Annotated in this window: 14 protein-coding genes; 8 read left to right on the top strand and 6 right to left on the bottom strand. The window is 65.7% G+C overall.

Going from position 1 to position 15,441, the window contains the following annotated elements:
- Window position 1 precedes the first annotated feature (1 nt).
- On the bottom strand, window positions 2-544 hold the full coding sequence (locus tag LDH66_RS16505; protein WP_226482188.1) for a redoxin domain-containing protein: 543 nt from the start codon (window positions 542-544) through the stop codon (window positions 2-4).
- A 317-nt stretch (window positions 545-861) separates the two neighbouring features.
- Here LDH66_RS16505 and LDH66_RS16500 point away from each other — a divergent pair, with 317 nt between their 5' ends.
- Entirely contained in the window at window positions 862-1,506 is a 645-nt protein-coding gene (locus LDH66_RS16500; protein WP_226482187.1) for a helix-turn-helix domain-containing protein, read from the top strand.
- Between the two features lie 47 nt (window positions 1,507-1,553).
- On the opposite strand, the gene LDH66_RS16495 is transcribed toward LDH66_RS16500, so the two are convergent.
- Window positions 1,554-1,910 (bottom strand): hypothetical protein, encoded by a 357-nt coding sequence (locus LDH66_RS16495; RefSeq protein WP_226482186.1) that lies wholly within the window; start codon window positions 1,908-1,910, stop codon window positions 1,554-1,556.
- Window positions 1,911-1,935: 25 nt separating this feature from the next.
- Complete coding sequence (locus LDH66_RS16490; protein WP_226482185.1) at window positions 1,936-3,075, bottom strand: aromatic ring-hydroxylating oxygenase subunit alpha; 1,140 nt, start codon at window positions 3,073-3,075, stop codon at window positions 1,936-1,938.
- 342 nt (window positions 3,076-3,417) lie between these two features.
- On the opposite strand from LDH66_RS16490, the gene solA reads away from it, so the two are divergent.
- The 6 genes from solA (at window position 3,418) to LDH66_RS16460 (ending at window position 11,438) form a co-directional block, all read left to right on the top strand.
- On the top strand, window positions 3,418-4,566 hold the full coding sequence (gene solA / locus LDH66_RS16485; protein WP_226482184.1) for an N-methyl-L-tryptophan oxidase: 1,149 nt from the start codon (window positions 3,418-3,420) through the stop codon (window positions 4,564-4,566).
- Window positions 4,567-4,690: 124 nt separating this feature from the next.
- On the top strand, window positions 4,691-5,116 hold the full coding sequence (locus LDH66_RS16480) for an EamA family transporter (protein WP_226482183.1): 426 nt from the start codon (window positions 4,691-4,693) through the stop codon (window positions 5,114-5,116).
- A 175-nt stretch (window positions 5,117-5,291) separates the two neighbouring features.
- Window positions 5,292-7,808, top strand: a complete 2,517-nt coding sequence (locus tag LDH66_RS16475; RefSeq protein ID WP_226482182.1) for a GcvT family protein — start codon at window positions 5,292-5,294, stop codon at window positions 7,806-7,808.
- Window positions 7,809-7,813: 5 nt separating this feature from the next.
- Window positions 7,814-9,049, top strand: a complete 1,236-nt coding sequence (gene ilvA, locus LDH66_RS16470) for a threonine ammonia-lyase (protein ID WP_226482620.1) — start codon at window positions 7,814-7,816, stop codon at window positions 9,047-9,049.
- A 259-nt stretch (window positions 9,050-9,308) separates the two neighbouring features.
- The gene (locus LDH66_RS16465; protein ID WP_226482181.1) at window positions 9,309-10,934 is read left to right on the top strand and encodes a BCCT family transporter; all 1,626 of its coding nucleotides are present in this window, start codon (window positions 9,309-9,311) and stop codon (window positions 10,932-10,934) included.
- Between the two features lie 237 nt (window positions 10,935-11,171).
- Entirely contained in the window at window positions 11,172-11,438 is a 267-nt protein-coding gene (locus LDH66_RS16460; RefSeq protein WP_226482180.1) for a hypothetical protein, read from the top strand.
- Window positions 11,439-11,480: 42 nt separating this feature from the next.
- Here the strand turns inward: LDH66_RS16460 and glyA are convergent, their stop codons facing one another.
- The 3 genes from glyA to LDH66_RS16445 all read right to left on the bottom strand — a co-directional run bounded on the left by glyA (window position 11,481) and on the right by LDH66_RS16445 (window position 14,281).
- Window positions 11,481-12,725, bottom strand: coding sequence for a serine hydroxymethyltransferase (gene glyA, locus LDH66_RS16455; RefSeq protein ID WP_226482179.1), 1,245 nt, complete (start codon window positions 12,723-12,725; stop codon window positions 11,481-11,483).
- 138 nt (window positions 12,726-12,863) lie between these two features.
- Complete coding sequence (gene samp2, locus LDH66_RS16450) at window positions 12,864-13,118, bottom strand: ubiquitin-like small modifier protein SAMP2 (RefSeq protein ID WP_226482178.1); 255 nt, start codon at window positions 13,116-13,118, stop codon at window positions 12,864-12,866.
- A 62-nt stretch (window positions 13,119-13,180) separates the two neighbouring features.
- A complete protein-coding gene (locus tag LDH66_RS16445) occupies window positions 13,181-14,281 on the bottom strand; it encodes a bactofilin family protein (RefSeq protein ID WP_226482177.1) in 1,101 nt (366 codons plus the stop codon).
- A 165-nt stretch (window positions 14,282-14,446) separates the two neighbouring features.
- Between LDH66_RS16445 and LDH66_RS16440 the strand changes: the two genes are divergently transcribed.
- A complete protein-coding gene (locus LDH66_RS16440; protein ID WP_226482176.1) occupies window positions 14,447-15,439 on the top strand; it encodes a replication factor C small subunit in 993 nt (330 codons plus the stop codon).
- Window positions 15,440-15,441: the final 2 nt, after the last annotated feature.

Below are 15,441 nucleotides of genomic sequence, written 5' to 3'. Positions count from 1 at the left end.
GTCAGGTCCGTCGGTCTGCGCGGGCCAACAACGCATCGATTTCGGGTCGATCGAAGATGGTCCGGCCGCGATCGGCCGCGGCGACCGTCAGATCGTCGGTATCGGCGTCCCGTACGTCGAGGACGATCGCAGCGGGCATGCGACCGACGAGGTCGAAGCGGCGACCGAGGGCTCCGAGGCGAACGGGCTGGTCGAAGGCGTCCCCGAGGATCGCGTCCGGGTCCGCACAGATGGGATAGGGGAGATCGTACCGGTCCTGCCACTCTCGGACGCGCTCGCGCGGCTCCGGGACGACCGAGACGACCGCACAGCCCCGCTCGCGGAACTCGTCGTATCGGTCGGCGACGGCCCGGACCTGTCGGCGACACTGTCCGGCGTGGTGGTCGCGGTGGAGTAACAGAACGATAGCCTCGTAGGCGGGCGCCGCCACGTCGGCGGTCGTCGGATCCGCCGGTGCGACCGGTGCCGTCAGGTCCGCGAGCGTCAGGGGATCCGGTCCGGGACCGACGTTCGGGAGAGGGACCTCGAGCACAGTTTCGGTCATATGCGGCGTACCGCGTCGGCCGGCAAAGCGGCTGGGCTTTCACTGACCGAGTGGCCGCCGTCGGGTGTGTCCTCGATCGGCGGTCGATTCGCTCTCACGGGGCTCGATTCGCGTACTTCGGGGATCCGGCGAGTAACTGGTACCGGTTGCAATTCCCGTTCCGTGTAGGAGGGAACGATTAAGTGATAGTATGTGGTAACTATTACCAAGATGCGATGGGAGTACGGCGTTCCCGTTAACGGCCGAGCGAAAAATACCCGATCGGGAGACGATTCCCGAACCGAACAGCGAGACGACAGCCGTCGGTGTGAACAACCGTGAGCCTGATCGCAATTCTCGATATCGCACACCCGGATCTCGCGCTGACACCGACGATCCGTGATTGCCCGGACGCGTCCATCGAGGTCGTTCCTCACTCGACGACTGATCCGGAGACCGGCCTGTTCTTCTATCTCGTCGAGGGCGCGGACGACGCGTTCGAGGACGTGCTCGAGCGCGATCACACGGTCGCGGACTGGATGCTCGTCGACGATCACGGCTCGACGCGCGTTTATCGGCTTCAGCACACCGAGGACGCCGTACTCATCTCACCGATGGCGACCGAACTCGGCGGGCTGCTGTTGAAGGCGGAGACCAACGATCGGGGCTGGACCAATCGCCTCCACCTTCCCGATCGGGAAGCGCTCGCCGCGCTCTGGGAATGCTGTGAGGAAACGGACATCTCGTTCGAACTGCACCGGATGTTTCGGCAGGACGAGTGGACCGGCGAGACGGTTCCGGAGTTGACCGACGAACAGCGCGTCGCGCTGGTACGCGCCCACGAGGAGGGCTACTTCGAGGAGCCCCGCGAAACCTCGCTCGAGGAACTCGCCGAACGTCTCGATATCTCCCCGACGGCCGTCGGCGGACGCATCCGTCGCGGGACCGGGAAACTCGTCGAGACGACGCTTCTCGAGGAGTGACTCGCGAGATCACGGCAGGATCGGGTGAGCCGGACGGTGCGGTCGCCTCAGAGAGTGGCGAGGTGATCGTCGCGGGGTTCGTAGAGCGCACCGGTCATTCGCACCTCGTGGATCTCGTCGAGCGTTTCGCCGACGGAGAACCCCCGCTCGCTCATCGCCGCCGCGACGATGCCGATCGGGACGCCGTTCTCGTAGCGATTCTCGAGGTCGGCGATGACGGTCACGAGGTCGTCGTCGGTCGGGGGATCGAACTCGAACTCGGCACGCGTGAGAATCACGTCGTGATCCGTCTGCCGACGGTGTCGGCGATAGAAGTCGACGATCTCGTTCGCCGAGTCGGGTTCCATGTCGATGCCGCACTCTCGACACGCGGCCGTGAACGCGGACTGTCGTTGGTGAGTCATGAGCGAAGGCGGATAGAGCGGGCGATCAGGCCTCGTAGGCCTCCTGTGCGAGGCGGTGGAGCCTGTGGACGGTGTGTTCGTTCGGACCGAGCCGAGCCTGCGCGATCGCGCCCGAATCGAGGCCGCGCTGCTGACGCTCGACGAGTTCGATGTCCTCCTCCTGGAGCTGCCTGCTCGTCCGGATGAACGTCTCCTCCTCCTCGGTCAGGTCGGGATCCCTGAAGTAGTAGTCCGCGACGAGCTGGAAGCGCCCCTCGTCGATGGGGTCGATGATGTAGGTCCCGTAGCCGTCGGCGGTCCCGTACATGTTGACCGTGAAGTTCGGCCAGAAGTAGTAGAACTTCGCCTCGTGCTCCTCGTGGATGCGCATCTCGTCCTCGACGTCTTCCCCGTGTTTGTAGTGGAGGATCCAGTGGTAGTCGTTGACCTCGAGTTCGGAGTCGAGGAGTTCGAGGTCCTTGACCCAGTCCTGGTGGTTGGCCTGGCAGTGGTCGCACTCGGAGTAGTTGCCGGCGAAGACCTTCCAGTTACACTTTACCTCCGAGACGATACGCCGGGCGAGGTGGTACTCCTCGAGCGGAAGCGACTCGAGTTCGGTCTTCATCGTGCCGGCCTGCTCCGCGAGGCTCATCGGCTCCTCGTCGAAGTTGACGAAGACGAACGGGCCGATACGATCGGTGTGGACCGACATGAGAGCGTTCTCGTCGGGGTCGACCGGGGAGACGTCCTCGTCCGCGAGGTCGGGGTTCAGTCGCGCGTCCTCGAAACTCTTCGGCGTGCTCGCGAGTTCCCCCTCGAGATCGTACGTCCAGAGGTGGTACGGACACTGGATTCGGCTCGCGTTGCCCGGGTCGGTCATCGGTGTCTCCTCGACCATCGCCGACCCGCGATGCGCGCAGACGTTGTAGAACGCCTCGATGTCGCCGTCGTGAGTCCGAACGACGATGATCTCCCGATCGCCGATGGTCCGGGTGAAGTGGTCTCCCGGCTCCGGAATACAGTTCGCGTGTCCCGCGTACACCCAGTATCGACCGAACACGTTCTCCTTCTCCATCTCGTGGACGTCCGGATCGGTGAAGTACCGCGCCGGCAGGGCGTTCGTCTCGTCGGTGATATCGGGGCTGACCGGTTCGACCTCGTCGCGTCCGTTGTTCCACCGGGTCATGCTGTGTGCTATCCCATGTCTCATCGTTCAATAAGACTTGATCGCAGGTAGTTCGTACGTATAAGTGATGACGGCCGCAGAGCCCGCCGCCGAGGGCCTCGAGTCGTGGTCGACCGAATAGTCGGGATAGAACGGTCGGGCCCGAACCGCGATGACGGTCGGCCGATATAGTAGCCACTGAAACGATTTACATACTGATCGCAACGCTGTCGTGCGATCAGATGTGCAATGACTGTCAGTGGCTACTATAGTTCCGACGCCGCTCGTTCGCCGAGAGTTCAAAAAGGGATGATATGAGACGGACTAACAATCAAGGGGCGCGTCGTCGAATCGGTCGGCAGTATGCCTCCGACAGGAGACCGATACGACGTCGTCGTGATCGGCGTCGGCGGGATGGGCAGCGCGACGGCCTTCCACCTCGCCGACCGCGGTCTCGACGTGCTGGGACTCGAGCGCTACGACGTGCCTCACACGATGGGGTCGTCACACGGCATCACGCGGATTATCCGTCGCGCGTACTACGAACATCCCTCCTACATCCCGCTCATCGAACGGGCCTACGAACTCTGGGACGACCTCGCGGACGAGACCGGTCGCGAGGTGATCCACCGGACGGGGTCGATCGATGCCGGCCCGGAGGACAACATCGTTTTCGAGGGGTCGCTGCGCTCCTGCGAGGAACACGACATTCCCCACGAGGTGCTCACGAGCGAGGAGGTCACCGACCGGTTCCCCGGCTACGATCTTCCGGAGGGGTACAGAGCCCTGTACCAGCCCGACGGCGGGTTCGTCGTCCCCGAACAGGCGATCGTCGGTCACGTCGAGATGGCGCAGGCGGCGGGCGCCGAGGTCCGCGCCCGCGAACGGGTCCTCGAGTGGGAGCCGACGCCCGACGGTGGCGTCCGCGTCGAAACCGACCGCGGAACGTACGCCGCCGAGAACATGGTGCTCGCCGCCGGTGCCTGGAACCACAAGTTCGCCGACGCGCTCGAGGGGCTCGCGGTTCCCGAACGACAGGTGCTCGGCTGGTTCCAGCCCGAGCGACCGTCGACGTTCGAACCCGAGAACTTCCCGGTCTGGAACCTCAAAGTTCCCGAGGGCCGTTTTTACGGCCTCCCGATCTATGACGTGCCGGGGTTCAAGATCGGCAAGTACCACCACCGCGACGAGCAGGTCGATCCGGACGACTACGACACCGAACCCGGACTCGAGGACGAGCGCCTGCTCCGGGAGGTCACGGCGAACTACTTCCCCGAAGCGGCCGGCCCGACGATGCGGCTCGCGACCTGCATGTTCACGAACTCCCCCGACGAGCACTTCATTCTCGATACGCTTCCCGATCATCCGCAGGTGGCCGTCGGGGCGGGCTTCTCGGGCCACGGCTTCAAGTTCGCCAGCGTCATCGGCGAGATTCTCGCCGATCTCGCGGTCGACGGCGCAACCGATCATCCGATCGATATGTTCGGCCTCGATCGGTTCGATGACGCGTAGCAGTAGATAGTAGCCTACTGCACGTACAGCGAAGTAGCGCGCTCTACGCTTGAACAGCGGCTATTTAAGAATCGCAGATAATGAAGAGGGAGGTGTTTTCCAGTGGCCATAGAGCCCTACACCGATGGGTCTCCCCGAGATTGATTCGGCTGTGTTCTTTGGGTCGATTACGATGGTAACGTGGGGAATCTGGGTCGTCTTGGGCAACGCTGCGTCGGAGTCGATCGACCCGAGGACGGCCGCTGCGATCTCCTATCTTGTTGCGGGACCCCTCGCACTCGGATTCATAATCGCTTCGGACGCATCGCTTGCTATTACTGTGAGAGGCGGACTGCTCGCTGGTACGGCCGGATTGTTCACCGGAATAGGGCTGATTTCGATGTACGTCGGCCTCTCCGGCGGGTCGACGACGATCGTCTCTACGCTCGGTGCGATGTACTTCGTTATCGCGGCCATCATCGGTATGGTCGTCCTTGGAGACGAAGTTACGATAACGAGACTCGTCGGGATAGCCTTCGCAGTTATCGGGGTCGTCTTGGTTACCCGATAGATCTGCCCGCCGTTCGGTCAACGGCGACGGCGACCTCGATCTCCCCCTTCTCGAGCGGACCGGCCCGGTCGCACCGAACCGCGGGCCGGGAGCGGTTTCGAATCCGCGACTGTTATACGCCACAGATTATCCACCCGGATAGCTATGCTCGCCCGTCTGGCAGTACCCATGACACATGAGTACAGGGACCACACTTCCCGACGACGCGGGAACCGTCATCGTCGGCGCCGGCTGCGTCGGCTGTAGCGCCGCCTACCACCTCACCCGTCTCGGCCGCGAGGACGTGGTGGTCGTCGATCAGGGGCCGCTGTTCGAGACCGGCGGCTCCACCTCCCACGCCCCCGGACTGGTCTTCCAAACGGGCGGCAACAAGCTGATGACCCGGATGGCGTCGTACACGCGCGAACTGTACGAGGACCTCGAGAGCTTCCGGACGTCCGGCGGCATCGAGGTCGCGTACACCGATGACCGCTGGGACTACCTGAAGAGAAAGCGCGAACGGGGCCAGGCTTACGGCATCGAGAACGGAGAACTCCTCTCTCCCGCCGCGGTCGCCGACCGCGTCCCGCAGGTCGACGAGTCGGTCATCCGCGGCGGCTACTACGTGCCGACGGACGGCAAGGCCCACGCCGTCGACGCCTCGGCGACGATGGCCGAGTCGGCTCGAGCCGCAGGTGCCGAGTTCTACGGCGAGACGACGGTGACCGATCTCGAGGTCGCAGGCGGCGAAATTCGGGCGGTCGTTACCGACCGCGGGCGCATCGAGGCCGACGAGGTACTCCTCGCGACGAACATCTGGGGCCCGCTGTTCGGCGACATGGTCGACGTCGATATCCCGCTGATCCCCTGTGCCCACCAGTACCTCGTCTCCGACGACCTGCCGGAACTCGCGGGCGCGAGCCGCGAGATCGAGCAGCCGCTGCTCCGCCACCAAGATCGGTCGCTGTACTTCCGCCAGCACGGCGAGCGCTACGGCGTCGGCTCGTACAACCACGAACCGCTGCTAGTCGATCCCGCGGACATTTACGGCCCGGAGAAACTCGAGGATCTGGGCCTCGAGTACCCCTCGCTGCGGGAGTTCACCGCAGAACACTTCTACGAGAACACTCACCCGGATCACGAACAGACGGCCTACGACGCGGCCTGCGAACTCGTTCCCTCGCTGCGGGACGCCGAGTTCGAGTCCGGGATCAACGGGATGTTCTGTTTCACCCCCGACGGGATGCCGATCCTCGGACCGACGGAAGAAATCGACGGGCTCTGGTGGGCGCTCGCGATCTGGGTCACCCAGTCGGGCGGTGCTGGGAGCATCGTCGCCCACTGGATGGAAGACGGCGTCCCCCGCCTTGACGGGGAGCGCGTCGACGCCACGGGTGCGCACATCTCGCGGTTCCAACCCCACGCCGGTTCGCGGGAGTACACGCGAGGCCGCGGCGCACAGCAGTACCAGGAGGTCTACCAGCTGATCCACCCGCGCGAACAGCCCCAGGGCCAGCGCGGGCTCCGCCGAAGTCCGTTCTACCGACGCCAGCAGGAACTCGGCGCTGAGTTCTACGACTCGGGCGGCTGGGAGACGCCGCAGTGGTACGAGACGAACGAGCCCCTGCTCGAGGAGTACGACGTTCCGGACAGGCCCGACTGGCTCGGCCGCAACTGGTCGAAAGCACAGGGCGTCGAGCACCAGGCGGTCCGCGACCGCGTCGGGATGGTCGACATGACCACCTACACCGGGATCGAGGTGACCGGTGACGGCGCGACGGCCCTCCTCCAGGGGCTTCTGACGAACGATATCGACGTCTCGCCGGGCCGGATCCGATACGCGGCGATGTGCAACGAGGACGGCGGGATCCTCGCGGACGTGACGGTCGCTCGGTTCGCGGACGACCGGTACGTGGTGTTCACCGGCGGCGGCAACTCCGCGACGCTACACTCTCGGTGGATCCGCGAGCACGCGCCCGACGACGGCTCCGTGTCGATAACGACCCACGACTCGAGCATGTGCGGGATCGGCGTCTTCGGCCCCGAGGCACGGAACGTCCTGTCGTCGCTCGTCGAGGCGGACCTCTCGAACGACGCGTTCCCGTTCTACACCGCCCAGGAGAGCTACCTCGAGAGCGTTCCGGTCACGATGCTCCGGCTCTCCTACGCCGGCGAGCTGGGCTGGGAACTGTACGCGCCGATGGAGTACGGTGCGCAGCTCTGGGAGCGAATCGAGGACGCTGGCGAGGAGTACGGTATCGTTCCGATGGGCTGGAAAGCCCTCGATTCGACGAGCATGGAGAAGGGGTTCCGGCTGTGGGGAACCGACGTCACTCCCGAGTACAACCCATACGAGGCGGGAATCGGCTTCGCGGTCGACCTCGAGACGGAGTTCGTCGGGAAGGAGGCGCTTCTCGAGGCTCGCGACGGCGGGGTCGACCGAAAGATCGCTCCGATCACGCTCGACGAACCCGGCGCGGTCGTCGACACCGGGCATCCGGTGCTCGATCCCGACAGCGGCGAGGTGCTCGGTGACGTCGCCCGCGCGGACTACGGCTACACGATCGACGCGGGGATCGCGTACGCCTATCTGCCGGCGGCCGACGCCGAGGCGGGCCGCGACGTCGAGATCGGCTACGAGAACGAACGCCACCCCGCGACGGTTCGGGACGAACCGCTGTTCGATCCCGAGCGCGAGAAGATGATTCGGTGACAGCCATGAACCAGATGGGACGAACCGTCGAGTTCGCTGACATCGAAGCGGCCCGCGACCGGCTCGACGACGAGTCGGTCGTCAAGCACACCCCGGTCGAACGGAGCACGTCCCTGGACGACCTGACCGGCGGCGAGGTCCACCTCAAGATGGAGCACCTCCAGTGGACGGGCTCGTTCAAGACCCGCGGCGCGTACAACAAGATCGCACAGTGCGTCGCCGAGGGCGAAACGGAGCGCGTCGTCGCGGCCAGCGCCGGCAATCACGCGCAGGGCGTCGCGCTCGCGGCGACGAAACTCGGCGTCGACTCGACGATCGTCATGCCCAGAGGGGCGCCCCAGGCGAAGGTCGACGCCACCCGGAGCTACGGCGCCGACGTCGAACTCGTCGGCAGCGACTTTCGCGAGGCGATGGCGCACGCGAAGGGGCTCGTCGACGACGAGCGGACGGCGTTCGTTCACGCCTACGACGACCCCGCGATCGTCGCCGGACAGGGGACGCTGGGCCTCGAGATGGCCGACGACCTCCCGTCGGTGGAGACCGTCGTCGTTCCGATCGGCGGTGGCGGACTCATCTCGGGGATCGCGACGGCCTTCGCGGAACGCTCGCCGGAGACACGCATCGTCGGCGTGCAGTCGAGCGGCGCGGCGACCGTCTCCGAGAGTCTTCGGAAGGGAACGCCCGTCGCGCTCGACTCCGTGGACACGATCGCGGACGGCATCGCGACCGGCGGCATCTCGGAGCTGACGCTCTCGCTGATCGACGAGCACGTCGACGAAGTCGTTACCGTCACGGACGGTGAGATCGCACGGGCCGTTCTCCTCTTGCTCGAGCGCGCCAAACAGGTCGTCGAGGGCGCCGGCGCGGCGTCGGTCGCCGCGATCATCAGCGACGAACTCGACGTGCGCGGCGAGACGGTCATGCCGTTGTTGGGCGGCGGCAACCTCGATATGACGATGTTACAGACCGTGCTCGTTCACGCGCTGACCGACCGCGAGCAACTGCTGCGACTGCGCGTCCGGATCGACGACCGACCCGGCAAGATGGAGGACGTTTCGGGGATCATCGCCGAACACGGTGCGAATATCCAGACCGTCCGCCACGACCGCTCGGCACCCGAACTCGACGTGGGCGAGGCGCATCTCGTCTTCCAGATCGAAACCAGCGGCTCGGGCCAGTCGCGGACGATCGTCCGGTCGATCCGAGATCACGGTTACGAGGTCAGGCACGTTAACGCGTAGCTATCTCCGCCCCGGACTATCCCCACCCTGCTCGCGAATCGATTCGGTCGGTGGTATAAAAGTAACGCCGGTTATTAAGATAAATCTTGATTGAGGTACTTGTTATGCTTCCCCACGGTGTATGAGATCATGGCTCACAATGGCACAAACCCCGTGCCGGTGCGGAACGAGGGTGCGTTCGTCGAGTCGCCCGTAACCGAACTCGAGATGAACCGTTCGAGAGAGCGAGTTACCGGACGCCAGTGGCGTGTGATCCGCGATGAGTGACCGCGAACGAGAGGCGGACGGCGCGGTCCAAACGTTCCTCGACGAACTCGATCCCACCGTCTTCGGGATCGGGTTCGTCGTCGCCGTCCTGGTCGTCGCAGCGTTTCTCTTCCGCGAGAGCCAGACGCTCGATATCATGGAGGGAACCAACGAGTTCCTGTGGACGAGTTTCGGCTGGGCGTATCTCGTCTCGATGTTCGCCCTCGTGGCGTTCGTACTGTACCTCATCTTCGGCCCGTGGGGCAACATCAAGCTGGGGGAGGAAGACGAGGATCCCGAGTTCAGCTTCCTCGCGTACTTCGCGATGCTGTACTCCGCGGGGATCGCAGCCGGGATCGTCTTCTGGGGCCCGGCGGAGGCGATCTTCCACTACTCGACTCCCTCGCCCTTCTCCGGGGTCGAAGCGGAGTCGACGGGTGCCGCCGTCAGCGCGCTCCAGTACACGTTCTTCCACTGGGGGCTCTCGGCGTGGTCGGCGTACGTGATCGTAGCAATTCCGATCGCCTACTTCGCCTACCGCAGGGACGCACCGATGCGGATCTCGACGATCATCGGCCCCATCATCGGGTTCGACAATCTCGACAGTCCCTGGGCGAAGCTCGTGGACATCCTCGCCGTCTTCGCGACCATCGGTGGCATCGCGACGACGCTCGGTCTCGTCGGGAACCAGTTCCTCGTCGGCCTCGAGTACGCTGGCGGCGTCGAGTTCGGCGACGCGGGGACCATCCTCGTGATCACTGGACTGACCGTGGCGTTTACGATCTCGGTCGCACTCGGCGTCGAGCGCGGTATCCGCCGCATCTCCTACTTCAACATGGCGCTGTTCGTCGTCCTGACGGCCGCGGCGTTCATCCTCGGGCCGACGGTGTACATCATGACCGTCGGGACCCAGGCGCTGGGAGCATACATCAACGAGTTCGTCTCGATGAGCCTCTTCATGGGAGCGAGTGAAACCGGCGGACAGGGTGCCGACTCCGGCTTCGTCGGCGCCTGGACCGTCTTCTACTGGGCGTGGTGGTTCTCCTGGGCGCCGTTCGTCGGGCTGTTCATCGCCCGCATTTCTCGCGGCCGGACCGTTCGACAGGTCGCCGCGACCGGCGTCGTCGCGTCCACGGCCATCACGATCCCCTGGTTCGCGACGATGGGCGGGACGTCCATCTTCATGCAGTCGAACGGCCAGGCCGACATCCTCGGCACGCTCGAGGCCTGGGGGTTCAACGAGGCCGTCGCCGGCTACCCGCTGTTCGAGGCGCTGCCGGCCGGCGAGTTGCTCACCGTGCTCTTCCTGGTGCTGGTGACGACGTTCTTCGTCACGTCGGCGGACTCCTCGACGCTCGCGCTGGGGATGCTCACCACCGGCGGCAAGCAGAAGCCGTCGACGATCAACCGCGTCATCTGGGGCGGCCTCATGGGCGCACTGGCCTCGCTGTTGATGGTCGCCGGCGGCACCTCGGCGCTCCAACAGGCCGCGATCATCGCCGGCGGCCCCTTCGCGATCATCACGTTACTCGCCGTCGGCGTCATGATCTGGGTCTTCGGCAGCCGTCGGGCGGTGTTCTTACGCGAAGAGGATCGTTCCACCACCCCGACCGGGCCGGCCACCTCCGACGACGACTGAGACGGTCTACTGTACTGTTTACCGGCGCACTCGCGTGGCGGGTCGCGAATGCGCCGGAACTGACTTACAGAAGTCCGCCTGAGTGGCTGGACGGCTCGAGTCAACGGTTATGGACTCTGCTGGGACACCGTCTCGGCGACTCGATTCAGTCACTGGTCCGAACGATGAAACCGTCGGGCAGTTCGGAGACGGTTCTCATCACGCAATGCTATGTGGTCGGTCCGCTAGAGTCAGCGTATGGAACTCGTCTCGACACCGACGCTGTACTGTGCGGAGTGCGGCGAAGAGATCGAGGACACGGGCTACCTCCCGGCCACCGAACGCGACGGCGAGTACGAGCCGCTGTCCGATGCGGCGGTCTGCGAGGCCTGTGGCTTCAACGACGTCGGAATGATGGGTTGTGCCCCCGAACTCGACGACGTGATCGATCCGGATCCGGACGATACCCTCCTCTACGTCCGCGTGACGGACGAGGGGCTCGACGTGCTGGGCACGAAAGAGTAAGGCGAGACGGCTAGAAGCGGAGCAAGCGCCGCTCCGACAGCGCTATTCGTACACGGGGAACGTTTCGCAAAGCTCGTCGACCGACTCTGAGACTCGCTCGAGCGTCGCGTCGTCGTCGGGCGCGTCGAGCACGTCGGCGATGTGGTGGGCGACCGTCTCGATTTCCTCGGGGCCGAACCCGCGGGTCGTCAGGGCGGGCGTGCCGATCCGGATCCCGCTGGTGACGAACGGTGACCGGGTCTCCCCCGGGACGGTGTTCTTGTTGAGGACGATGCCGACGTCCGAGAGGGCCGCTTCGGCGTCGTCACCGGTGAGATCGGGATGGGACTCCCGCAGGTCGACGAGCACGAGGTGTTTGTCGGTACCGCCGGAGACCAGCGACAGTCCCCGATCGCGGAGGACAGCCGCGAGCGCCGATGCGTTTTCGACGGTCCGGGAGGCGTAGTCCTCGAACTCGGGCTCGAGGGCTTCCCCGAAACCGACGGCCTTGCCGGCAATGTTGTGCATGAGCGGCCCGCCCTGACTCCCGGGGAAGACTGCGCTGTCGACGTCGTCGGCGTGAGTCTCGTCGCACATGATGATCCCGCCCCGGCCGGACCGGATGGTCTTGTGCGTGCTCCCGGTGACGAAGTCGGCGTGCTCGATCGGACTCGAGTGGACGCCCGCCGCGACAAGCCCGGTGATGTGGGCGATATCAGCGAGGTGGTCGGCGTCGACGGTGTCCGCGATCTCGCCGATGCGCTCCCAGTCGAACTCGCGCGGGTACGCCGAGGAGCCGCTGACGATCATCGCCGGCTCGACCGCGCGAGCCCGTTCGGCGAGCGCGTCGTAGTCGATGTACCCCGTTTCCGGGTCGACTTCGTACTGCTCGACCTCGTAGAGCTGCCCGGAGAAGTTAACGTGGTGACCGTGGCTGAGGTGTCCGCCGTGGGTGAGATCCAGCGAGAGGATCGTCTCACCCGGCTCGAGGGCGGCGAAGTAGACGCCCATGTTCGCCTGGGTTCCCGAGTGTGGCTGGACGTTGACGTGATCGGCTCCCCACAGTGACTTCGCTCGCTCGATCGCCAACCGTTCGACCTCGTCGACGTGCTCGCAGCCGCCGTAGTATCGCGCACCGGGATACCCCTCCGCGTATTTGTTGGTCATCGCGGTCCCCTGCGCGGCGAGAACGGCTTCGGAAACGTGGTTCTCCGAGGCGATCATTCCCAGCGTCGACTCCTGGCGCTCGCGTTCGCGTTCGACGGCGTCGGCGACCGCCGGATCGCTCTCCTTGATGTGGTCCGACATACCACACCAATCGGGGAATCCACTCAAGTATCTTGATCGCAGGTGATCGACCCGTTCAAGGGAGTCTCGGGCCGTCGGTGCGAGGCCCCTACGAGCGAGCCGTCCTCGCGACTCACGTCGCCGCGCGAGCCGACGACCTCACCCGCCCTTGATCAGCCGCAGTACCGTCACGTGGTCGCTCTCGACCGGCTGATCCTCGGGAACCGGACGCCCGTCGACGAGGACGCTCACCTCGTGGGGACTCAACTCGACCTCGCGGAGCAGGTCCGCGTACGTCGGCGTCGGGTCGGCGACGGGTCCGCCGGTCGCGTCGGCGTCGGCCGCGGCTCCCGCCACCGCCTCGAGATCGAGTTCGTAGGTGTCCTCGCCCTTGACGTCGACGGTGACGTGCATACCTCGCGTTACGCGAGCGCGGCCTTGAGCGCATCGCTCGAGCGCCGGTTCGGGACCGACGCTCAGTCCGCGGTCGGTTCGTCGGACCCGGTTCCGACTCGCCGTTCTCGGTCGCGGTTTCGGGCGGTGCGCCACTGGCCGTAGAGACCGCGAGCGAGCGCGCCGAGTCCGAGCAGGAGGACGAGCAGGTTGATCGCGTCGCCGACGAACGGGACCGGCAGCCGGGAGAGGGCGGCGCCGGCGACCAGCCCGATGACGAGCGCGAGCCAGCGGTTGTCCAGGCCGACCAGCGAGAGGAGCCACGCCGCGACGGCGAAACGACCGTAGACGACGCCGATCCAGACCAACAGGGCGAACGCGAAGCCCCCGATCATCGAGAGCGGGATGCCGACGACGGTGATCGCGAGCGCGATCAGGAGGATCGGAACCCCCACGAACACGAGCAGTCCGACTCCCCCGGAGCGCAGGGGGCTCGACGCGACGCGGTCTGCGACCCCATCGGAGAACCGCGGGAACAGCGCGAGCAACGCGGCTCCGAGCAGCAGGTTCACCGCCAGCACGTAGGCCGCGAACAGCCACGACGCGAAGGGCTGAATCGTCGGTGCGACGTCGACGCCGAGCGAGGAGTCCTCCACGATGTCGCCCGCGACCGCGTCGGTGTTCCCCTCGAGGTCGCCGTCGTACCGCAGATCGCCCGCGATCGACGCGCTCTCCCCCAGTCGAATCGTCTCGGCGCCGATCTCGGCGCTCCCGTCGACCGTCCCGTCGATCGTCGCGCTCCCGACACCGGCCGTGAGGTCGTCGCCGACGGTGCCATCCTCGGTGATCGTGAGGCTCCCCGCGCCGACATCCACGTCGCCGTCGACTGTCCCGGCGATGATCACGCCCCCGCCGGCGGCCTCGAGGTCGCCGCCGACTTCGCCGGTGCGTTCGATCCGCACGTCGCCCCCGACGGCGCTGACGTCGCCGGTGACGGTGCCGCGGACGACGACGCTCCCGCCGAACGCCTCGAGACTGTCGACCGTCTCGCCCTCCTCGACGACGACCGTCCCCCCGGTCTGCCCGTTGGTCTGGGCGGCGACCGTCGCCGGGACGGTCCCGACGACGACGAGGGCGACCAGCACTGCAATGCCGAGTCGTGATAGTGTGTCGTTTCCAACCATTACGAGTGTTCCTTCCTCGAGCAGGGTGTAAAACCCGTCACCACGGTTTCAGGGCCGGAAACCGTCCGATTACGTGACCAGTTCGTCACCGACGATGGGCCGCCGGTGGCGCGGTCCGACGCCGACCTTCGGTCGTTTTATCTTGCGGCCCCGCCTTCGACCGGTATGAGCGAGGCCGACGCCGAGGCGGCGGAGCCCACACCCGGCAAGACCGAAGTCTGGATCGAGAAGTACCGCCCGGAGCGGCTCGACGACATCAAGGGCCACGAGGACATCGTTCCGCGGCTCGAGAACTACGTCGAGCAGGACGACCTCCCCCACCTCATGTTCGCGGGGCCGGCCGGAACCGGGAAAACGACCGCTGCACAGGCCATCGCCCGCGAAGTCTACGACGACGACTGGCGCGAGAACTTCCTCGAGCTCAACGCCTCCGACCAGCGCGGGATCGACGTCGTCCGCGATCGGATCAAGGACTTCGCGCGTTCGTCGTTCGGCGGCTACGATCACCGCATCATCTTTCTGGACGAGGCCGACGCGCTGACCTCAGACGCCCAGTCCGCCCTGCGCCGGACGATGGAGCAGTTCTCGAACAACACGCGGTTCATCCTCTCGTGTAACTACTCGAGCCAGATCATCGACCCCATCCAGTCGCGGTGTGCGGTCTTCCGCTTCACCGAACTCACCGCGGACGCCATCGAGGCGCAGGTCCGAGAGATCGCCGCGACCGAAGATATCGAGGTGACCGACGACGGCGTCGACGCCCTAGTCTACGCGGCCGACGGCGACATGCGGAAGGCGATCAACGCCCTCCAGGCCGCCGCCGTAATGGGCGAGACCGTCGACGAGGAGACCGTCTTCGCGATCACCGCCACCGCCCGCCCCGAAGAGGTCGAGGCGATGGTCGAACACGCCATCGACGGCGACTTCACCGCCGCCCGCGCCGCCCTAGAGGACCTCCTCACCGAGCGCGGGCTCGCCGGCGGCGACGTCATCGACCAACTGCACCGCTCCGCCTGGGAGTTCGACATTCCGGAGCAAGCGACCGTGCGACTGCTCGAGCGCCTCGGCGAGGTCGACTACCGGATCACCGAGGGCGCGAACGAGCGCCTGCAACTCGAGGCGATGCTGGCGTCGCTGGCGCTCGACGCGGACAACTGACT

The organism is Natrinema amylolyticum (genome assembly GCF_020515625.1).
GTDB classification, from domain to species: Archaea; Halobacteriota; Halobacteria; order Halobacteriales; family Natrialbaceae; genus Natrinema; species Natrinema amylolyticum.
Note: the sequence above shows the minus strand (reverse complement) of the source record. Positions and strands in the feature narration are given on the sequence as shown.